The organism is Corynebacterium sp. KPL2734, assembly GCF_040225595.1.
Classification (GTDB): domain Bacteria; phylum Actinomycetota; class Actinomycetes; order Mycobacteriales; family Mycobacteriaceae; genus Corynebacterium; species Corynebacterium rhinophilum.
In genome coordinates this window covers 38,376-54,737 of record NZ_JBEHFO010000009.1, presented here as the reverse complement: position 1 = coordinate 54,737, position 16,362 = coordinate 38,376, and the positions used below count along the sequence as shown (strand labels likewise).

The 16,362-nt window shown below is 59.5% G+C and carries 12 protein-coding genes; 3 read left to right on the top strand and 9 right to left on the bottom strand.

Annotation, left to right across the window (positions count from 1 at the left end; all coding sequences use genetic code 11):
* Positions 1-53 precede the first annotated feature (53 nt).
* Positions 54-1,265 carry a dicarboxylate/amino acid:cation symporter gene (locus tag ABRP88_RS07420; RefSeq protein WP_284770803.1) on the top strand — a complete coding sequence of 404 codons (1,212 nt, stop codon included), beginning with the start codon at positions 54-56 and terminating at the stop codon, positions 1,263-1,265.
* 96 nt (positions 1,266-1,361) lie between these two features.
* On the opposite strand, the gene trpA is transcribed toward ABRP88_RS07420, so the two are convergent.
* From trpA to ABRP88_RS07390, 6 genes are read right to left on the bottom strand one after another with little or no spacing between them, the layout of a single operon-like run.
* Entirely contained in the window at positions 1,362-2,204 is an 843-nt protein-coding gene (trpA, locus tag ABRP88_RS07415) for a tryptophan synthase subunit alpha (RefSeq protein ID WP_349836817.1), read from the bottom strand.
* 2 nt (positions 2,205-2,206) lie between these two features.
* Complete coding sequence (gene trpB, locus ABRP88_RS07410; RefSeq protein WP_349836815.1) at positions 2,207-3,409, bottom strand: tryptophan synthase subunit beta; 1,203 nt, start codon at positions 3,407-3,409, stop codon at positions 2,207-2,209.
* Positions 3,410-3,411: 2 nt separating this feature from the next.
* Complete coding sequence (trpCF, locus tag ABRP88_RS07405) at positions 3,412-4,839, bottom strand: bifunctional indole-3-glycerol-phosphate synthase TrpC/phosphoribosylanthranilate isomerase TrpF (RefSeq protein WP_349836813.1); 1,428 nt, start codon at positions 4,837-4,839, stop codon at positions 3,412-3,414.
* Positions 4,840-4,862: 23 nt separating this feature from the next.
* Positions 4,863-5,882 (bottom strand): anthranilate phosphoribosyltransferase, encoded by a 1,020-nt coding sequence (trpD, locus tag ABRP88_RS07400; protein WP_349836812.1) that lies wholly within the window; start codon positions 5,880-5,882, stop codon positions 4,863-4,865.
* Positions 5,882-6,529, bottom strand: a complete 648-nt coding sequence (locus ABRP88_RS07395; protein WP_296089136.1) for an anthranilate synthase component II — start codon at positions 6,527-6,529, stop codon at positions 5,882-5,884. Before ABRP88_RS07395 ends, trpD begins: the two co-directional genes overlap by 1 nt.
* The gene (locus ABRP88_RS07390) at positions 6,526-8,052 is read right to left on the bottom strand and encodes an anthranilate synthase component 1 (protein ID WP_349836811.1); all 1,527 of its coding nucleotides are present in this window, start codon (positions 8,050-8,052) and stop codon (positions 6,526-6,528) included. The genes ABRP88_RS07395 and ABRP88_RS07390 overlap by 4 nt, the downstream gene beginning before the upstream one ends.
* Positions 8,053-8,362: 310 nt before the next feature.
* Between ABRP88_RS07390 and ABRP88_RS07385 the strand changes: the two genes are divergently transcribed.
* Positions 8,363-9,838: an NAD-dependent succinate-semialdehyde dehydrogenase gene (locus ABRP88_RS07385; RefSeq protein ID WP_349836809.1), complete on the top strand. Its 1,476-nt coding sequence runs from the start codon at positions 8,363-8,365 to the stop codon at positions 9,836-9,838.
* Positions 9,839-10,023: 185 nt separating this feature from the next.
* The gene (locus ABRP88_RS07380) at positions 10,024-11,241 is read left to right on the top strand and encodes an MFS transporter (RefSeq protein WP_349836808.1); all 1,218 of its coding nucleotides are present in this window, start codon (positions 10,024-10,026) and stop codon (positions 11,239-11,241) included.
* 26 nt (positions 11,242-11,267) lie between these two features.
* Here the strand turns inward: ABRP88_RS07380 and ABRP88_RS07375 are convergent, their stop codons facing one another.
* The 3 genes from ABRP88_RS07375 to ABRP88_RS07365 form a co-directional block, all read right to left on the bottom strand.
* Positions 11,268-11,900: an MOSC domain-containing protein gene (locus ABRP88_RS07375; protein ID WP_349836807.1), complete on the bottom strand. Its 633-nt coding sequence runs from the start codon at positions 11,898-11,900 to the stop codon at positions 11,268-11,270.
* A 1-nt stretch (position 11,901) separates the two neighbouring features.
* Positions 11,902-14,487 (bottom strand): hypothetical protein, encoded by a 2,586-nt coding sequence (locus ABRP88_RS07370; RefSeq protein ID WP_349836806.1) that lies wholly within the window; start codon positions 14,485-14,487, stop codon positions 11,902-11,904.
* A gap of 114 nt (positions 14,488-14,601) precedes the next feature.
* Positions 14,602-16,185, bottom strand: a complete 1,584-nt coding sequence (locus tag ABRP88_RS07365; protein WP_349836805.1) for an alkaline phosphatase — start codon at positions 16,183-16,185, stop codon at positions 14,602-14,604.
* Positions 16,186-16,362: the final 177 nt, after the last annotated feature.

Sequence of the window (16,362 nt, the reverse complement as noted above, 5' to 3'; positions counted from 1 at the left end):
ACCGCACCCACGTGCGTTCTCGGACTGGGAACACCTAACCTGATTGTGATTGCATGAATCTCAAGAAAATAGCGGACTCTCTCCTTTTCCGCATCGTTCTCGCCATTGTGCTTGGCATCGTCGTTAGCCTTTTTGCGCCCGAATGGTTCGGTCGAGCCTTTGCCACGTTTAACGGGCTATTTGGTAACTTCCTCAATTTCTTCATTCCTGTCTTGATTTTTGCCCTTGTCGCCCCGGCGATCGCCGGTCTAGGCAAGGGCGCTGGAAAATGGTTGGGGGTTACGGCGGGCATCGCCTATGGCTCCACCATTCTTGCGGGGTTGATTGCCTATGGCTTGGCACAGTGGCTCTATCCCTCGATGTTGGCGGGCCAAACCCTAGTAACCAACGTGTCGGACGTGGACGAAGGCTCCCTCTCCCCTTATTTCGAGGTGGAGATGGCACCACCGTTTGAGGTGATGACGGCGCTATTGCTCTCCTTCTGCATTGGTGTCGCTATGACGACGGTGAAGTCCGATACGCTCTATACCGTCACTAAGGAACTGGAAAATGTGGTGGTTAAGGTCATTTGGGGATTCGTCATTCCCATTTTGCCGTTCTACATTTTCGGCATGTTCCTTGGCCTGGGTATGAATGGCAATATTGGCGATGTCCTCTCTGCCTTTGCGAAGGTACTGATCCTGGCAGTGGTTATGACGCTGGTGTACCTCGTGCTCCAGTACGTGGTTGCCGGTGCAATCGCAGGGAAGAATCCTTTTAAGGCGCTGCGGAATATGCTTCCGGCTTACTTTACGGCATTGGGCACGTCTTCTTCTGCGGCAACCATTCCGGTGTCCCTGGAGTCGAGCTTGCGCAACGGCATTTCGAAGCCGGTCGCGAGCTTCGTGATCCCGCTGTGCGCGACGATCCACCTGTCCGGCTCTATGATGAAGCTGACGCTTTACGCATTCGCCATCGTCTTTATGGCCAATATGGATATCAGCACTGGTACCGGCCTAGGCTTTATCTTCCTGTTGGGAATCATGATGATCGCCGCACCAGGTGTGCCGGGTGGTGCCGTTATGGTGGCCGTTGGTCTATTGGCGGACATGATGGGCTTTGATGACGGAATGGTGGCGTTGATGATCGCCGCTTATATCGCGATCGATTCCGTTGGTACCGCGGCAAACGTTACTGGCGATGGTGCCATCGCGATGGTCGTTGATAAGTTTGCCCGCGATAAGGTCGATACTCTCAATGAAGAAGAGGCAGAGACTGCGGCCTAGTTTCACGTGAAACAATTGAGCCCCCTGGCTTCCCCACCCAACAGGTCTGGGAGGAAGCCAGGGGGCTTTTTGTGGCGCCACCGTTCGGAGCGCGCCCTATTTCTTGGTCGCTTCCTTCATCCCGGCGATGAAGTCGGTCAGCTCCGCATGCAAGGCATCCGCATCATTGATCGTCCCGGCGGCACCGGTTTCACGTGAAACATGGCGGTCGATAATCTTGGTAATGGCGGAGCCGGTAATGGCGCCTGCAGCGTTTGCAGCGATGGCATCGGCGACGTGCTGTGGCGAAGAAATACCGAAACCGAGCAGTACCGGTGGACCATCGAAGCGCTGAATGCTGGCAACCACCTCATCGAGGCCAGTGGTCTCGGATTCTTTCTCGGTTCCCGTCACGCCATCGCGGGAGACCGCGTAAATATATCCCTGTGAATGCTCAGCGACGCCGGCAAGGGTGCGTTCTGCGGCGCGCGCAGGGGCGATGAAGATGGGGTCGATCCCGGCTTCCTTTGCCGCGGCGATGAAAGGGGCGCCTTCGCGTACGGGGACATCGGGAAGCAAAATGCTATCGGCGCCAGCTTCCGCGAACTCCGCATAGAATTGCTCCACCCCGCGGGCGAAGGCAACGTTGCCATAGATCAACATGCCGATGGGCAGATCAGGGAACTCGGTGCGAATCGTCCGCACCTGCTCCAAAGCACTATCAAGGGTTGCTCCCCCATCGAGGGCGCGGATATGGGAGGCCTGGATGGTTGGGCCATCCGCCACTGGATCGGAGAAGGGGACGCCGAGCTCCAGGGCGTCCGCCCCGGCGGCGACTGCGGTGCGGATGATATCCAGGCTAGCCTCAGGAGTTGGATCGCCCAGCATGATAAAAGGTACAAACGCGCCTTCCTTCTTCTCACTCAACGCGGCAAAAAGTTTATCGTAACGGCTGCCCATGATTAGTTCTCCTTGAGTTGCAGTTCGGGCTGGGAATCCAGGGTGTGGCGGACATGGTCGATGTCCTTATCGCCCCGGCCGGAAAGTGATACGAGGATGGTGATGTCCTCGTCCTTGCGCTTCAGTGCATAGGCCAGGGCGTGGGAGGATTCGAGCGCGGGAATGATGCCCCCCTTTTTGGACAACAATTGGAAGGCCTGTAGAGCCTCTGCATCTGTGATCCCCACATATTTAGCGCGACCGGTGGCGTGCAGGTGCGCGTGCTGTGGGCCCACGCCGGGGTAATCCAAGCCGGCGGAAATGGAATAGGATTCTTCCACCTGGCCGTCAGAATTGCGCATGAGGTAACTGCGCGCGCCGTGGAGGATGCCCACGGTGCCGTTGTTAATGGTGGCACCGTGTTCCCCGGAATCGAGGCCCGCGCCGCCTGGCTCAGCACCTACCAATTCCACTTCTTCTTCGTCGATGAAATCTGCGAACATGCCGATTGCGTTGGAACCGCCGCCCACACAGGCGACGACGAGATCGGGCAGGCCGCCCGTCTTCTCGAGGAGCTGCGCCTTGGCCTCGGTGGAGATGACGCGGTGGAATTCACGCACAATCGTGGGAAATGGGTGTGGGCCGGCGGCGGTGCCGAGTAGGTAGTGCGATTCATGGAAAGTAGCGGTCCAATCGCGCAGCGCCTCGTTGACGGCATCCTTCAACGTCCCGGAGCCGGTATCGACGGGGATGACCTTTGCGCCCATGAGTTCCATGCGGAAGACGTTGGGTTGCTGGCGCTGGACATCCTTGGCGCCCATGTAGACCACACACTCGAGATCGAGCAGCGCACAGGCCAAGGCCGTTGCCGTGCCGTGCTGGCCCGCGCCGGTCTCGGCGATGATTCGCTTCTTGCCCATGCGCTTAGCCAAAAGGGCTTGGCCAAGCACCTGGTTCGTCTTATGGGCTCCGCCGTGGACGAGGTCCTCGCGCTTCAAGAAGATCCGCGCATTGCCGCCGAGCTTCTTAACCTCGGTGACGGGGGTCGGACGGCCTAGGTAATCGCGCAGCAATCCGGCGAGTTCTTCGCGGAAGCTGGGATCATTCTGGGCATCGACAAAAGCCTGCTCCAATTGATCCAATGCGGGGATGAGGGATTCCGGCACGTATTGTCCGCCGAATTCCCCGAAGTATGCGGGAAGGAGTGTTTCACGTGAATCGGGCATGGTTAATCTTTCTTGTCAGGGTGGTTGAATAATCGGATGGTGCGGAAGGCTTGAGAAATCAGGGCGGAGTCTTTGTCCCCGGGGTGCGTTTCTAATCCCGAGTTCAGGTCGAGCCCCGCTGTTCCCATTTGGAGCGCGCCATCCAGGTTGTCGAGGTTGAGGCCACCGGCCAACAAGCTGTGGGCTTTGATGTCGTCCGGGATTTCCGACCAATCAAAGCTGCGTCCGGTCCCTCCCCTACCCGAGTCGAGCACGAGGCGGTCAACCCGTCCGGCAAGCTGAGGCGCTATCTCTACCCACTGGGGGTTGGTCATGTCGATGGCCCGCCAGACTAACTCTGCGTCGGTGTCCGCGAGGGCCGCGCGGGTACGGTCGATCAAAGCTAGCTCTCCATCCACGCTGCCTTGGAATGAGGCGTGCAACTGAATTCCGGACAGCCCACGGGTTGCCGCTATCTCTCGCAATTCGGCGGTTTCGTCGCTGCGGCTCACGGCTACGAAATCCAAGCCGGGTTCGGCGGCGATGATTTTCTCGGCGGTTTCACGTGAAACATGGCGCGGGGAATCTGGGGCGAAGATGAGCCCTCCGTAGCGGGCACCGGCGGCGCGGGCGGTTTGGGCGGTGGAGGCGGCGGTGATCCCGCAGACCTTATTCGCGCCGAAGAGCAGATCCCGGGCGGCGCGGTCGATGTCCTCGTGGGAGGTCAGTTGGGAGCCGACGAGGAAGGCGTTGGCGTGGGCGCCTAAACGTCGGACGGTGTGGTTATCGCGAATGCCGGATTCGGAAACGACGACTTTATCGTCAGGCACGTACCCGGCGAGCTGCTCGGTGCGGGAGAGATCGATGCTCAAGTCATGGAGGTTGCGGTTATTAATACCGATGATCTCCACCCCGAAGGACAGGGCGCGGTCCACCTCTTCCTTGGTGATGGCTTCAGTGAGAACGTCGAGACCTAACTTATCCGCCAAAGCCTTCAGCTGCGCAAAGGTCTCATCATCCACGATGGACATCATGAGCAAAATTGCATCCGCGCCGTAGTAGCGCGCGGCATAAACCTGAATCGGATCGACGATGAAATCCTTGCACAATACCGGCAGGTGCGTGGACTGGGCCACGGTCTGGAGGTGATCGTAATCCCCGCCGAACCGCTCGGGCTCGCACAGTACGGAAATTGCATCCGCATAGCGGGAATAGATGCGCGCGATATCGCCGGGGCGGTAATCCTCGCGAATCATTCCGAGGGATGGCGACGCAGACTTGCACTCCATGATGAAGCGGTTAGTGCCATTGAGCGCGGCAAAAAGCGAACGGCGGGACGGCTCAAGCCTGTCTACGTCTACGTGCGCGATGCGTTCGCGAATGCCGGCAAGGTGTGTGCGGCGCTGAGCCACAATCCCCTCGAGCACCGTCGGCAGTTTCTCTTCTGTCATTTCTTATCCCTAGTGTGGTTTCTTTAGTATTCGGCTTCCTCGTGGGTGCGCAGCCAGCGGTCCACGTCACCGCCATCGATGAGCCCCTTGGCGTGCGTGACGCCCTCCGCAATCGTTGCCGCGGTGCCACCCAGATAAAACATCGCTCCAGCCGATGCCGCGACCGCATCATAGTGCGCCGGCTTACCCGAGCCATTAAAGATAGCGCGCACGTGTGCGGCGTTATCTTGGCCGTCGCCGCCGGCGAGCTCACTGAGCTCATGCTTGGCGATGCCCAGTTCCTCCGGCGTTAGCTCATAGTGCGAAATTTCGCCGTCCTTTAGTTCCCAGACCTGTGTGGTGCCGTGGGTAGCGATTTCATCGGTACCCGCACCGTGGACGACGAGCGCCCGCGTGCGCCCCAGCTCTCGGAAAACTTCCGCGATCATGGGGCCTTGTGATGGGTTGGCGATGCCCATGATCTGAAGCTCGGGGCGGCCCGGGGAGAGCAAGGGCCCCAAGGTATTGAAAATGGTGGAGACCCCGAGAGCCTTTCGCACCGGTTGCACGTGGGCCACGGCTGGGTTGTAGGCCGGAGCAAAGAGAAAGGTGAAGTTGGAGGCTTCGAACTGCCGGACGGCGCGGTCCACGTCGAGGTCCAGCGGAATATTCAGTGCCTCAAGCACATCGGCAGAACCGGACTTGGAGGAGACGGATCGATTGCCGTGCTTGACCATCCTCACTCCCCCAGCGGCGGCGACTAAGGAGGCGGCCGTCGTGATATTGATGGTATTCGCGCCATCGCCGCCCGTTCCCGCGGAGTCCATGAGGCCTTCACCAGTAATGGGAAATGGGTGGCCAACTTTCAAGAACGCCTTGGCGGCGCCCGTAATATCCGCGAGGGTCTCGCCGCGGGTGCGGATATGTGTAAGCAGCGCGGAGATTTGAATATCGTCGTAATCGCCCACGGCAACTGGGGTGAAGACCTCAGTGGCCTCCTCCACGGTGGGCGCGGGATTATCCAAGAAGACTTGCAGTGTTTTCAGCGGGCTCTGGTTCGTCATTAGTCTTTTAGCTCCATAGTGGGGTGAGTGGATAGTCGGTGAATGCAACGGTTCAGCATGTCTGGGCCACGAGGAGAAAGAATCGACTCTGGGTGAAATTGCATCCCCAGCGCCATGCCATCGTCCGTTTCGGCCGCCATCGCGATAGTGCCAATATCCGCCTCCGTCTCCGCGAGCACCCGCATGCCGGCCGGCACCTGCGTGCACCCCAAGGAGTGATACCGCGCCACCGGGACCTGGGTACCGGGGACGCCGGGCTGGGCGGGATCGGCATCGGTGGCTAGGCCGGCGAAGACTGGGTGGGCCGTGCCGGCATCGGTAAGCGTCATAGGCATGGACTTACCGTGCACTGGCCCGCAGGGCCCTACCCCGCCACCGTGGTATTCCAGTAGCGCCTGGAAACCTAGGCAGACGCCGAGGATGGGGATGGTGCCCAAGGTGGCATCGATAAGCTCCATCATGCAGCCAGCATCGCGCGGATGCCCAGGGCCCGGGGAAAGCACAATAATATCGGGCTCGGCTGCGAGCACCTCCGCGACGGAGACGCTGTTGCGGTAGACGGTGGTGCGGTAGCCGGCGAGGGCGTCGACGAGGTTATAGACAAAGGAATCGTGGTTATCGAGCAGAACCACATGCGGCGAATTCATCGCTGTACCTCCAGGGTGGCGTTGTGCGCGAGGGCAATGGCGTGGAGAACGGCATAGGCCTTGTGCAGGGTTTCATCGGCTTCGGATTGCGGGACGGAATCGTGCACCACCCCGGCACCGGCTTGAACAGCAGCCGTACCGCGGTGCACGAAGGCGGAGCGAATGACAATGCAGGTATCCATGGCGCCGTCGCCGCGCAGATACCCCACTGCGCCGCCGTAGGAGCCACGGCGTTTGTGTTCGGCTTGTCGGATGAGCTCGCTGGCGCGTAGCTTGGGCGCGCCGGTCAACGTTCCCATGTTCATGCAGGCGCGGTAGGCATCGAGGGCATCGAAGTCTTTGTGCAAGGTGGCGGTCACGCGGGAGACCAAGTGCATGACCCGCGAGTAGCGGTCTACTTGGAGCAAGTCTGCTACCCGCCGCGTGCCGGATTCTGCTACGCGGGCGAGATCATTGCGCGCGAGATCTACCAGCATGGTGTGCTCAGCTAGCTCCTTGGTATCCGTGCGCATCTCGAGTTCGTTGCGAATATCTAATTCATCGTTGATGGTGCCGTCCGGGTTGAGCCCGCGGGGCCTGGTTCCGGCAATGGGATAGAGCTCAACCTGCCGCGCCTCTGGGTCAAACTTCAAATTGGATTCCGGTGATGCGCCGAAAAGCTCGTAATCTTCTCCCCGGAGATAGAACATATACGGCGAGGGATTGGTCTCACGGAGCTGGCGGTAGGCCGCGAAGGCATCGGGGCAGTCCACGGTGAATGTGCGGGCGGGGACAACTTGGTAAATATCGCCGGAATCAATATTGCCCTTGAGCCGCGTTACCTGATCGCAAAACGCGGCATCGTCAATGTCCGCGGTCGCCGTCAAGGTACCCGCGGGCTGGCTGGGCTCTAGATCCTCTATCTCGGCTACGGGTGTACCGGCGAGCGCATCGAGCGTGTCCTTCAAGCGGGCTCGGTCGATATCCCAGCCCTCTACGTGCGCCGTCTGCGTTAGGTGGTCCACCGCGAGGACGGTTTGGGCGACGAGGAATTCATAATCGGGAAACTTATTGGGCCCCTCGCCTACCTCAGGTAAGTTTTCAAAAGTGGCCAAATAGTCATAGGCAAACCCGCCGGCGACGAAGGGCAATAGGGGCGAGGAATAGGAATCATCGCGCTGCAGCGCGCGGAGGATATCCGCCGTCGATTCATCTAGGAGCCGTTGCCGTTCATCGGACTCGTTGGAGGGCGAGAACTTAAAAACAATTTCCGTGGTTTCACGTGAAACAATCCGGTCTGTAAAGCGCGATTGCAGCATGGTGATGAGCTGCTCCCCCGCTGGGCTGAGCGCGAGGACGCGAACCCGCTGGCCGGTGCAGGTGACTTTTGCCGCGGCATCAAGCACGGCCAGGCACGTGAGGTTCTTCTTGGTTTCAATATCAGCGCTTTCCAATAATAAGGAATCGCTCGATCGCGCCAAGCTATGAAATAGCGCTGAGGCATCCCGGCAATAGGCAATATCGCGGGTGGCGGTGTATGTCATTGCAGTGCCCTTTCAGGAGTAACTGAGGAACAGAGTGCGAGGGACCCGAGGTATCCGCGAGCAAAGGCACTGAAAACGCCGAAAGGCCCGCAGAATGCGAGCCTAAAAATGGGTTGCGAAGAAAGGCCCGCGAGTTACGCGCGCCACCACCAACGAGTAGTCATTTTCTTCATGGGCACTAGCCTAGCCTAAATTTCTATAGCGCGGAAGAAACAAGTGAAAAATATTCAATCGGTATCTAATAAGTGGTCTTCGCGTCCGTTAAGGGTAATGTGGTGCAGGTCTATATCTTCAAGAAAGGTGACGATAAGTGAGTATTAATATCGAAGAGGTAATTGCAAAGGTTCCCACCCAATTGCTTATCGGTGGTGAGTGGCGCGATTCCACCTCCGGTGAGACTTTTGACGTAGAAAACCCAGCGACGGGCGAGAAGCTGGCGACGCTCTCTTCCGCAAACTCGGATGATGCGATTGCTGCCCTCGACGCAGCTTGTGCCGTGCAGGATGAATGGGCGCGCACCACGCCGCGCGAGCGCGCGGAGATTCTGCGCCGAGCATTCGATCTAGTACAGGAGCGGGCGGATGAATTCGCGGCCCTGATGACGCTAGAGATGGGTAAGCCCTTCGCGGAAGCTAAGGGTGAGGTCACTTATGGCGGCGAGTTCCTGCGTTGGTTCAGTGAGGAAACGGTGCGCGATTACGGTCGCGCCGCAACCGTTCCCGAAGGCACGCTGCGAATGATCACTCGCCGCAAGCCGGTGGGTCCCTGCCTTTTGATTACCCCGTGGAACTTCCCGTTGGCCATGGCTACCCGCAAGGTGGCTCCCGCGGTGGCAGCGGGTTGCACGATGGTGCTCAAGCCGGCCAAGCTGACTCCTCTGACTGCGCAGTACTTTGCGCAGACCATGATCGATGCTGGGCTTCCAAAGGGCGTGCTCAATGTCGTTGCCGGTAAGTCTGCATCTGCAATTTCGGAGCCATTGCTTGCCGATGACCGCTTGCGCAAGCTTTCCTTCACTGGTTCTACCCCAGTGGGCCGGACTCTTTTGAAGGGCGCGGCCGATAATGTGCTGCGTACTTCCATGGAACTGGGCGGCAATGCTCCATTCATTGTCTTTGAGGACGCAGATATTGACCAAGCAGTCCAGGGTGCGATGGGCGCCAAGATGCGCAATATTGGCGAAGCCTGCACCGCAGCGAACCGCTTCTTGGTCCACGAGTCTGTTGCCGAGGAGTTCTCCGAGAAGCTCGTTGCGGAATTCGAGAAGCTGAATTTGGGCAATGGCATGGACGAAGGTGTTACTTGCGGTCCGCTCGTCGAGTCCAAGGCTTTGGAGAGCATTGCGGCACTGGTGGACGATGCTGCAGAAAAGGGCGCTACCATCGCCACCGGCGGTAAGCGCGGGGATGGCGCCGGCTACTTCTACGAGCCTACGGTGATTACCAATGTTTCACGTGAAACACGCGTCGCCCAGGAAGAGATCTTCGGCCCAGTCGCCCCGATTATCACCTTCAGCACCGAGGAAGAAGCGCTCGAGATCGCCAACGATACCGAGTACGGTTTGGCATCTTACGTCTTTACCGAGAATTCCGACCGCCTGTGGCGCATCGCCGATGGCCTAGAGTTCGGCCTGATGGGCTTCAACGCCGGCGTTATCTCTAACGCCGCTGCCCCATTCGGTGGCGTCAAGCAATCCGGAATGGGCCGCGAGGGTGGCGCGGAAGGTATCGAGGAATACACCTCCGTGCAGTACCTGGGCATCCGCGACCCTTATGCCAACGCTTAGGCCTTCAATCGGCAACGCAATCACTGTTTAGAGCGCGCTTATAACCGTGTTTGATTAAACATTTAAGTGCCAGCGGCGTATACTCACTCCCCGCATAATTGTGATTGCTTTCCTTCTCCCCGCACGCGGCCCTTTTGGGGCCGTGCGCGGTTGGGAGGATTTTTTATTTTTAATTGGAGTGAGTCTTGTCAACGACGAATTCAGCGGCTCAGCCGCCATTGGTTACACCCACGTTCCTGTTGGCGTGGGTGGCTAATTTTGGCCAGTTTCTTGTCTTCTACTTAACGGTAACGACCATGGCCCTGTATGCCGTCGAAAGCTTCGGGGTCTCCGATACCGTCAGCGGCTTTTCCTCTAGCGCCTTTGTTTTGGGTGCGACGTTCATGCGCATCTTCTCTGGCTGGTTGGTGGACCGCGTGGGGCAAAAGCGCGCCGCCCTGACCTCGCTGGCTTTTGTCAGCATCGTGACGGTGGGCTATTTCGTGGTCCATAACGTGGCCGTCCTCATCCTCGTGCGGCTGCTTCACGGCGCAGGCTATGCGTTGACCTCTACGGCGCTCATGGCCGTTGCGCAGTCCGTCATCCCCCAACAGCGCCGCGCGGAGGGCACCGGCTACTTCGCCCTCGGCACTACACTTGCCACCGCCTTTGGCCCGGCAGTGGGCTTGTTCTTGGCCAATAATATTGGCTACAACACCCTCTTTGGGGTCGCCCTGGGATCCAATATCGTCTCCCTCGTGCTGGCGCTCGTATTGCGCTACCCGGCGGAGCTCGATGAAGAAAAGCCCGCTTTCAAGCTGCGCAATGCCGTGCACCCCAACGTGGTGCCCATTGGTATTTTCATGCTCCTGGTGGGCATCGCCTACTCCGGCGTGGTCACCTATCTCAACGCCTATGCGCGCGAAGAGGACCTGGCCACCGGCGCCGGCCTCTTTTTCATCGGCTACGCCGTAGTCATGCTCATCATGCGCTTCTTCTTGGGCCGCATCCAGGACCACAAAGGCGATAATTCGGTCATGTACCTGGGCCTGGTGTCCTTCGCCATCGCCCTTATCATCATGGGCTTTCCCAGCAATGACGTCATGCTCGTGGTCGCGGGTGCATTTACGGGCATGGGATACGGCACGCTAAGCCCCGCCTGCCAGGCCATCTCGGTGCGCTCTGTATCGGCCGCACAGATAGGCGCGGGCATCTCCACGATGTTCCTCTTGATGGACTTCGGCATCGGCCTCGCCCCCTTCGGGCTTGGCCCCATCGTGAGTGCCACTGGCTTCAATACGATGTACCTCACCCTCGCCGGCCTCATCGTCGTCGCGGCGGTGTACTACTACATGGTGCACGGCCGTTACCCCAAGGCGAAGGCGCCCGTCGTCAGCGCCGCAGAGGGCGCGCAGGCGGCCTAAAGCGGCACAGGTATTTGGCTCCGGGTTTATACCCGGAGCTTTTTTGCGTGCTGGGGCGGCAAGCACTCGGCATCGACCACGCGCCGCGCCATCGCCCGGTCCCCCATCTTGGCCGCAAACGCCATGCGCATGGTGATATCGTGCGCGGGAGCGGGGCCGCAGGTGATGGCATCCCCAGCAGAAATGCGCCCGGGCGAAATGACGCGAAAGTACACGCCGCAATCGCCGCGCGCGGTCCACCGCTTGAGCCAGCCCTTTTCCTGGACCCAGCCGGAAAAGGTTGCGCATGGCTGGCGGGGTACGGAGACCTCGAGCGTAGTCGTGCCGATGTGGAGGCGTTGATTGATAAGCAGCGCGGAGAGATCAATGCCGCGCGTAGTGAGGTTTTCCCCAAAGGCCCCTGAATCCAGCGTGCGGCCCAGCGAATCCTCCCAATAATCTAGCTCCTCGCGGGCATAGGCATAGACCGCCTTGTCACTTCCACCGTGGTGCTCGCTATCGCCGATAGAATCGCCGCGCACGCCAGAGCCATCGCCGTAATTGGGGCCAGGTGCGGAAATATCGATAAAGTCTTGCGGGCGCTTGTCGATGCCCGAAAACTCATGCCTCCCGCTCGGATCCGGCCTGCGTACGGCGACGTTGGTGGAAATAACCTGCATATCAGTCACTGTAGTCGCGGGTAAGGGCCTCCGCAGTGAGAATATCCCGGTAAAACAGCTCCGGAGCCAGCGAGACCGCCTCCGCGAGCTGCGGGAGGGCATTATCTAGCGCGGAGGCCACGGCCGCATCCGTCAGCTTCCCATTGGCCACCCCACGTGCGGCAATGGCAAAGACATAGGAAATAAACGGCATCCAGGCAGAGCCGCCTAGATCAGTGTTTCCATCCCCGAAGGCGTCCAGGGCGAGCAGCGTGTGCAATACCGACTTATCTACGCCCAATTGCTGCAGCGTCACCCGCAATTGCAGCGCGGTAGTGCGCAGGTTGGACATGGTCCCCAGGCGGGTCAGCGCCAAGTCGTTGTCGAAGCACTCGCGTAGCGCGGCGATGCGGTGGGCGTCATCGCACAGCTGCGCGCTGTCAGTAGCGGGCGTTGGGGCCTCGCCGGTAGCGCTCATGAGCAGCATGGGGCGGGTGACATCGTCTACTCCCGTGGTGGCCGTGCGCCACAGCGAGGGGGAGCCGGAATGTTCCACGTGGGCCTGGTTGGCATCGGCAAGCGCGGCGAGCACGGAAGAAGGTTCCGCGGCCTCTTCCCCATCGCTGCTAAAGGAACGGGTAATCAGGCCCGTGCGCACCAACGCGCGCATGCGCTGGCCGCGCTCGAAGTCCACCTGCATGAGCGCATCAAGGCTGGCGCGCGGATCAGCTTCGATGTTCTTGATAACGCCCTCGAAGGTCTCCTTGGCCTTGGGAGCGAGGCGGCGCAGGGCGGCATAGTTCTCCCACGTGCCGGCGGTATTCTCGCTCTCGCCGTCGTGGAAGATGATAAGCGAGCTTGCCGGTGGGTACTGCGGGGCGGCGAGATCGCTGGCCGGTTCATCCTCGCGGAAGTCCACGATGAGATCGCCAGCCTCGTGTAATTCCTCCGGTAACTCGAAGCCCTCCTCCACCGGCTCCAAGGGCAGCGGCTCGCTGGCGGGGTTGCCGAGCGGCCACGCCCAGGCCAAAAGCTCCACCTCCTCTTCGTGGGTTTGCTCGGGCATCAAGATGCCATCTTCGATGGTGCCGCGGGCCACCAGTGGCGCCTTGCGCACCGTGGCGATGGCGGCATAGATCAGATCGCTTGCCGCGGTTGCCTCGTATTCCATTACGCGGCGGTCCATGCTGCGCTTGAGGTGCGCCGCGCGCTCCTTATCCGGCAGGCCTTCCAGGTACTCCTCATAAGACAGCGTGGACCACAGGAGGTAGAGCTCCAGCGAGGACTTCTTGGTCAGCGCGGCCTTGAGGGCGCGATTCGGGACGGAGAGCGTGGTCGTCGCCTCCGTCGAACCATTGGCGGTAACGAGATCCCGGATCTTCTGGTTCTTATCAATGACCACGAATTTCGCCAGCGGCAGCGGCTCCGGCGAGTGCACCGTAAAGAGTGCATCCGCATCCAGCTGATCCGCCAGGATGACCTGCTTATCCATATAATCCACGGGCTCGGCCGCGGTGCGCTTCACGCGCGTGCGGATGGTCGCCGGGATGACCTCAAAGGTTAGCTCGTAGCCGGCCTCACTGCTGATGGTCTCCTCGCGCACCGATTCGTCTTCGCCAAATACGCGCTGGCCCTTTTCCATCTGAATGGGCTTATCGGGAGACGAGGCAAGCGCATAGCTAAACGGTGAGAGGTTCCCCAGCGCATCAATGAAGCGGAAGTTGGTGCCGCGGGGTCCCTCATTCTTGGAGCGCATGTGGAGGGTTTCGGCAAAGTTGAGATAGTGGACATCAACAAGCTCTTCGCCCTTGTACAGGCTAAAGCGGTACCGGCCCACCCAGGGGTCTTCGAAGACGTCGCCGGGTAGAACCTCATGGATTCCCTCCGGCAGCTCATCTTCTAAGATTTCTTCCTCTTCCCCACCGATGGGGACATAGGTCAGCTGCAGGTGCAGTGGGGTATTGACCAGGAGGCGCGGGGATTTCGTGTACACCAGCTCGCCGTCCAGCCCGCGTGCGTTGGGTAGGGACTTGACCGCCATATCCCAGGAAAAATCCGCGTCCTCAGCAACGGTGATGGTGGTCTTGTCCTGGCGCGGCACAGCAATGGAGAAGGAATCTTGTGCTGCTACCTCAAAGATGGACCAGCCTTCCCACGCGCCATGCGGGCGCGGCTGGCTATCCGGGGCAGGAGTTAGCTGCGTGCCGGTCGGCGCAATGAAGGTGTACGCGCCCTGCGGGATGGGCTGCGTGCTATCGACAGGCCGGTGCGCGGAATCGAGCAGCAGGCCACCATTGGCAATACCCGCAAACTCCAGCGTCTGCTCCGCAAACGTTACGGCAAGGTGGGTAAAGGGCTGCGGCATGGAAACCCACAAGCCAGGTTCCTCACCGGCGACGTAATAAAACTTGCGGGTGACCTCCGTGCCATCCAGCAACTGCGTGGTCACGGTCCATTGGGGGTCTTCCGGTTCATAGGCCGCGCTCACGGCTGGCAGGTAAAGCTCTAAAGTATCGGTATCCGGCGAGAGGCGAAGATGCGGGACCCCTTGAAAAACCGCCGCGTCTAGAAAAGATGATAGCTGGCTACGAAACTTCTCCTGGCTCATCTACACCAGCCTAGATCATTTTTGAAAAGATGTGGATTCTGCAGGCAGAGGGCAAAAAGAAGGCTTTCACCACTGAGAGTGATGAAAGCCTTTGCGCGCGACTAATAGCGCGGGTTAGTGGAAGAAGTTCCGCCACGCATTCGGGTTGATGGTGATGATGCCCAGCTGCTGCGCCAAGAAGGCAATGGCCCCGATGGCTAGAGAGGCGATACCGGCACCCGCGATGCCAGCGAGCAGCCCGCTCTTGGAAGAGCCGTCATCGGTACCGGCGTTATTACCGGGCTGATCGGATGCAGAATCGTCTGCTTGGTCGTTGCCGCCCTGGTCATCGTGCTTGATCCACCATTCATTCAGGGTGAGCTTGGCCAAGGTGGTGTTATCGATGTAGTCACCGCGCACGGGGTCGGTGTGGGTGGCCTTCGCGCGAAGGGCCTCAGAGCCAGCACCCTTGAAGAAGAAGGGGACGACCTGGTTGGTGTGCTGCGTGGAGTACCACTGGTGGCCAGAGGGCAGGGTGTTGCCACCGCCACCATTCATGGAGTTGAACTTACCCTCAGAGCGCTCGTTGGCACCGGAGAGGTATCCAGTTTCGTGGTCAGCGGTAACGACCAACAGGGTCTCGTCCCAGGAGGAGTTTTCTTCTACCCAGTCGATGGCGGCATCGACGGACTTATTGAAGTCCTGTACCTCTTCGATATCGCGGGCGGATTCGTTGCCGTGGCCGCTCCAGTCAATGGCACCTCCTTCAATCATGACGTGGAAGCCCTCGTCATTTTGGCCCAGCGCGTTGAGGGCGCCGGTGGTCATGGTGGGAAGATCCACGACATCGTTGAACGGAGTGTCATAAGGCACTGTGGACTCGCCGGTACGCCCCTGCTGCAAGGTAGAGGCCACAGGGGCCAGGCCGAAGTACTTCTCCCCCGCCGCGACATCGCCTTGGGCCAAAGCCTCAAATTGCTCCTTGGTTTCGGCGTAGTTCCAGTTGGACTCGCCGGACGATAGCTTGTTGAAGACCTCTTCAGACAGGTACTTGTACTTGGCCTCATCCTTCTTCTTATTGTCATCGTCGTAGAACGGGTGCCCGGCACCCATGATGACATCGAGATCAGAGTTGAACATCTCATCCGCAATCTCCAGGTAGTTATTGCGGGAGATATTGTGCGCGGCCCAGGCAGCTGGAGTGGCGTGGCTAAACGGCACGGAGGAGACCACGCCGGCGGACTTTCCGGCCTTCTTGGCGCGCTCGGAGGTGTTTTCCTGCTCGTGGCCGTAATCATTAACGCCCAGCTTGCCGTTATCGGTCTTCACACCGGTGGACATGGCGGTACCGGCAGCAGAGGAATCGGTGTACCCCTTATCCACGTACTCATGGGTTGCCCATGCCTTTTGTGGGTCGTAGGAAGAGTTATTGGGGTAGGTGGTCATGGACAGGCGGTTGAAGTCTTCGAAGTGCTGCACGGATTCGCCATCGAGTTCTTCTGGTCCTTCGGCGCTAAATGCGCCATCGACCAGGTACTTGGACTGGCCGGTTTCGTAGAGGTTGTTGAAGGCCACGTGGCCGTAGCCCATGCCATCACCAATCATGTAGATGATGTTCTTTGGGCCCTGGGATTCGGCTGCGGTGGCTGGAGCAATTGCGCCAGCGGTAGCTACGGTCGCGGCTACGGCAGCGGCGCCAATGCGGAGAGAAGTGCGCATGAATTGTCCTTTGTGGAGGTGAGAGACGAAGAGATGGTGGCCCTGCAAACAAGAGAGAAATCACCCAGACATGGCTGGGTGCAAAGCCTTGAGTTGAAGATAAAGGCGCGATTCAACCACGAAAGGAACTGCGCGTTAATAGTTCCTAAACACTGCTGGAACATCCCGTAGCGCGCC

What these genes read in the sequence shown, in the direction of transcription:
- ABRP88_RS07420 (WP_284770803.1), top strand. Translation starts at nt 54, where the DNA reads ATGAATCTCAAGAAAATAGCGGACTCTCTCCTTTTCCGCATCGTTCTC.
- trpA (WP_349836817.1), bottom strand. Translation starts at nt 2,204, where the DNA reads ATGGGCAGCCGTTACGATAAACTTTTTGCCGCGTTGAGTGAGAAGAAG.
- trpB (WP_349836815.1), bottom strand. Translation starts at nt 3,409, where the DNA reads ATGCCCGATTCACGTGAAACACTCCTTCCCGCATACTTCGGGGAATTC.
- trpCF (WP_349836813.1), bottom strand. Translation starts at nt 4,839, where the DNA reads ATGACAGAAGAGAAACTGCCGACGGTGCTCGAGGGGATTGTGGCTCAG.
- trpD (WP_349836812.1), bottom strand. Translation starts at nt 5,882, where the DNA reads ATGACGAACCAGAGCCCGCTGAAAACACTGCAAGTCTTCTTGGATAAT.
- ABRP88_RS07395 (WP_296089136.1), bottom strand. Translation starts at nt 6,529, where the DNA reads ATGAATTCGCCGCATGTGGTTCTGCTCGATAACCACGATTCCTTTGTC.
- ABRP88_RS07390 (WP_349836811.1), bottom strand. Translation starts at nt 8,052, where the DNA reads ATGACATACACCGCCACCCGCGATATTGCCTATTGCCGGGATGCCTCA.
- ABRP88_RS07375 (WP_349836807.1), bottom strand. Translation starts at nt 11,900, where the DNA reads ATGCAGGTTATTTCCACCAACGTCGCCGTACGCAGGCCGGATCCGAGC.
- ABRP88_RS07370 (WP_349836806.1), bottom strand. Translation starts at nt 14,487, where the DNA reads ATGAGCCAGGAGAAGTTTCGTAGCCAGCTATCATCTTTTCTAGACGCG.
- ABRP88_RS07365 (WP_349836805.1), bottom strand. Translation starts at nt 16,185, where the DNA reads ATGCGCACTTCTCTCCGCATTGGCGCCGCTGCCGTAGCCGCGACCGTA.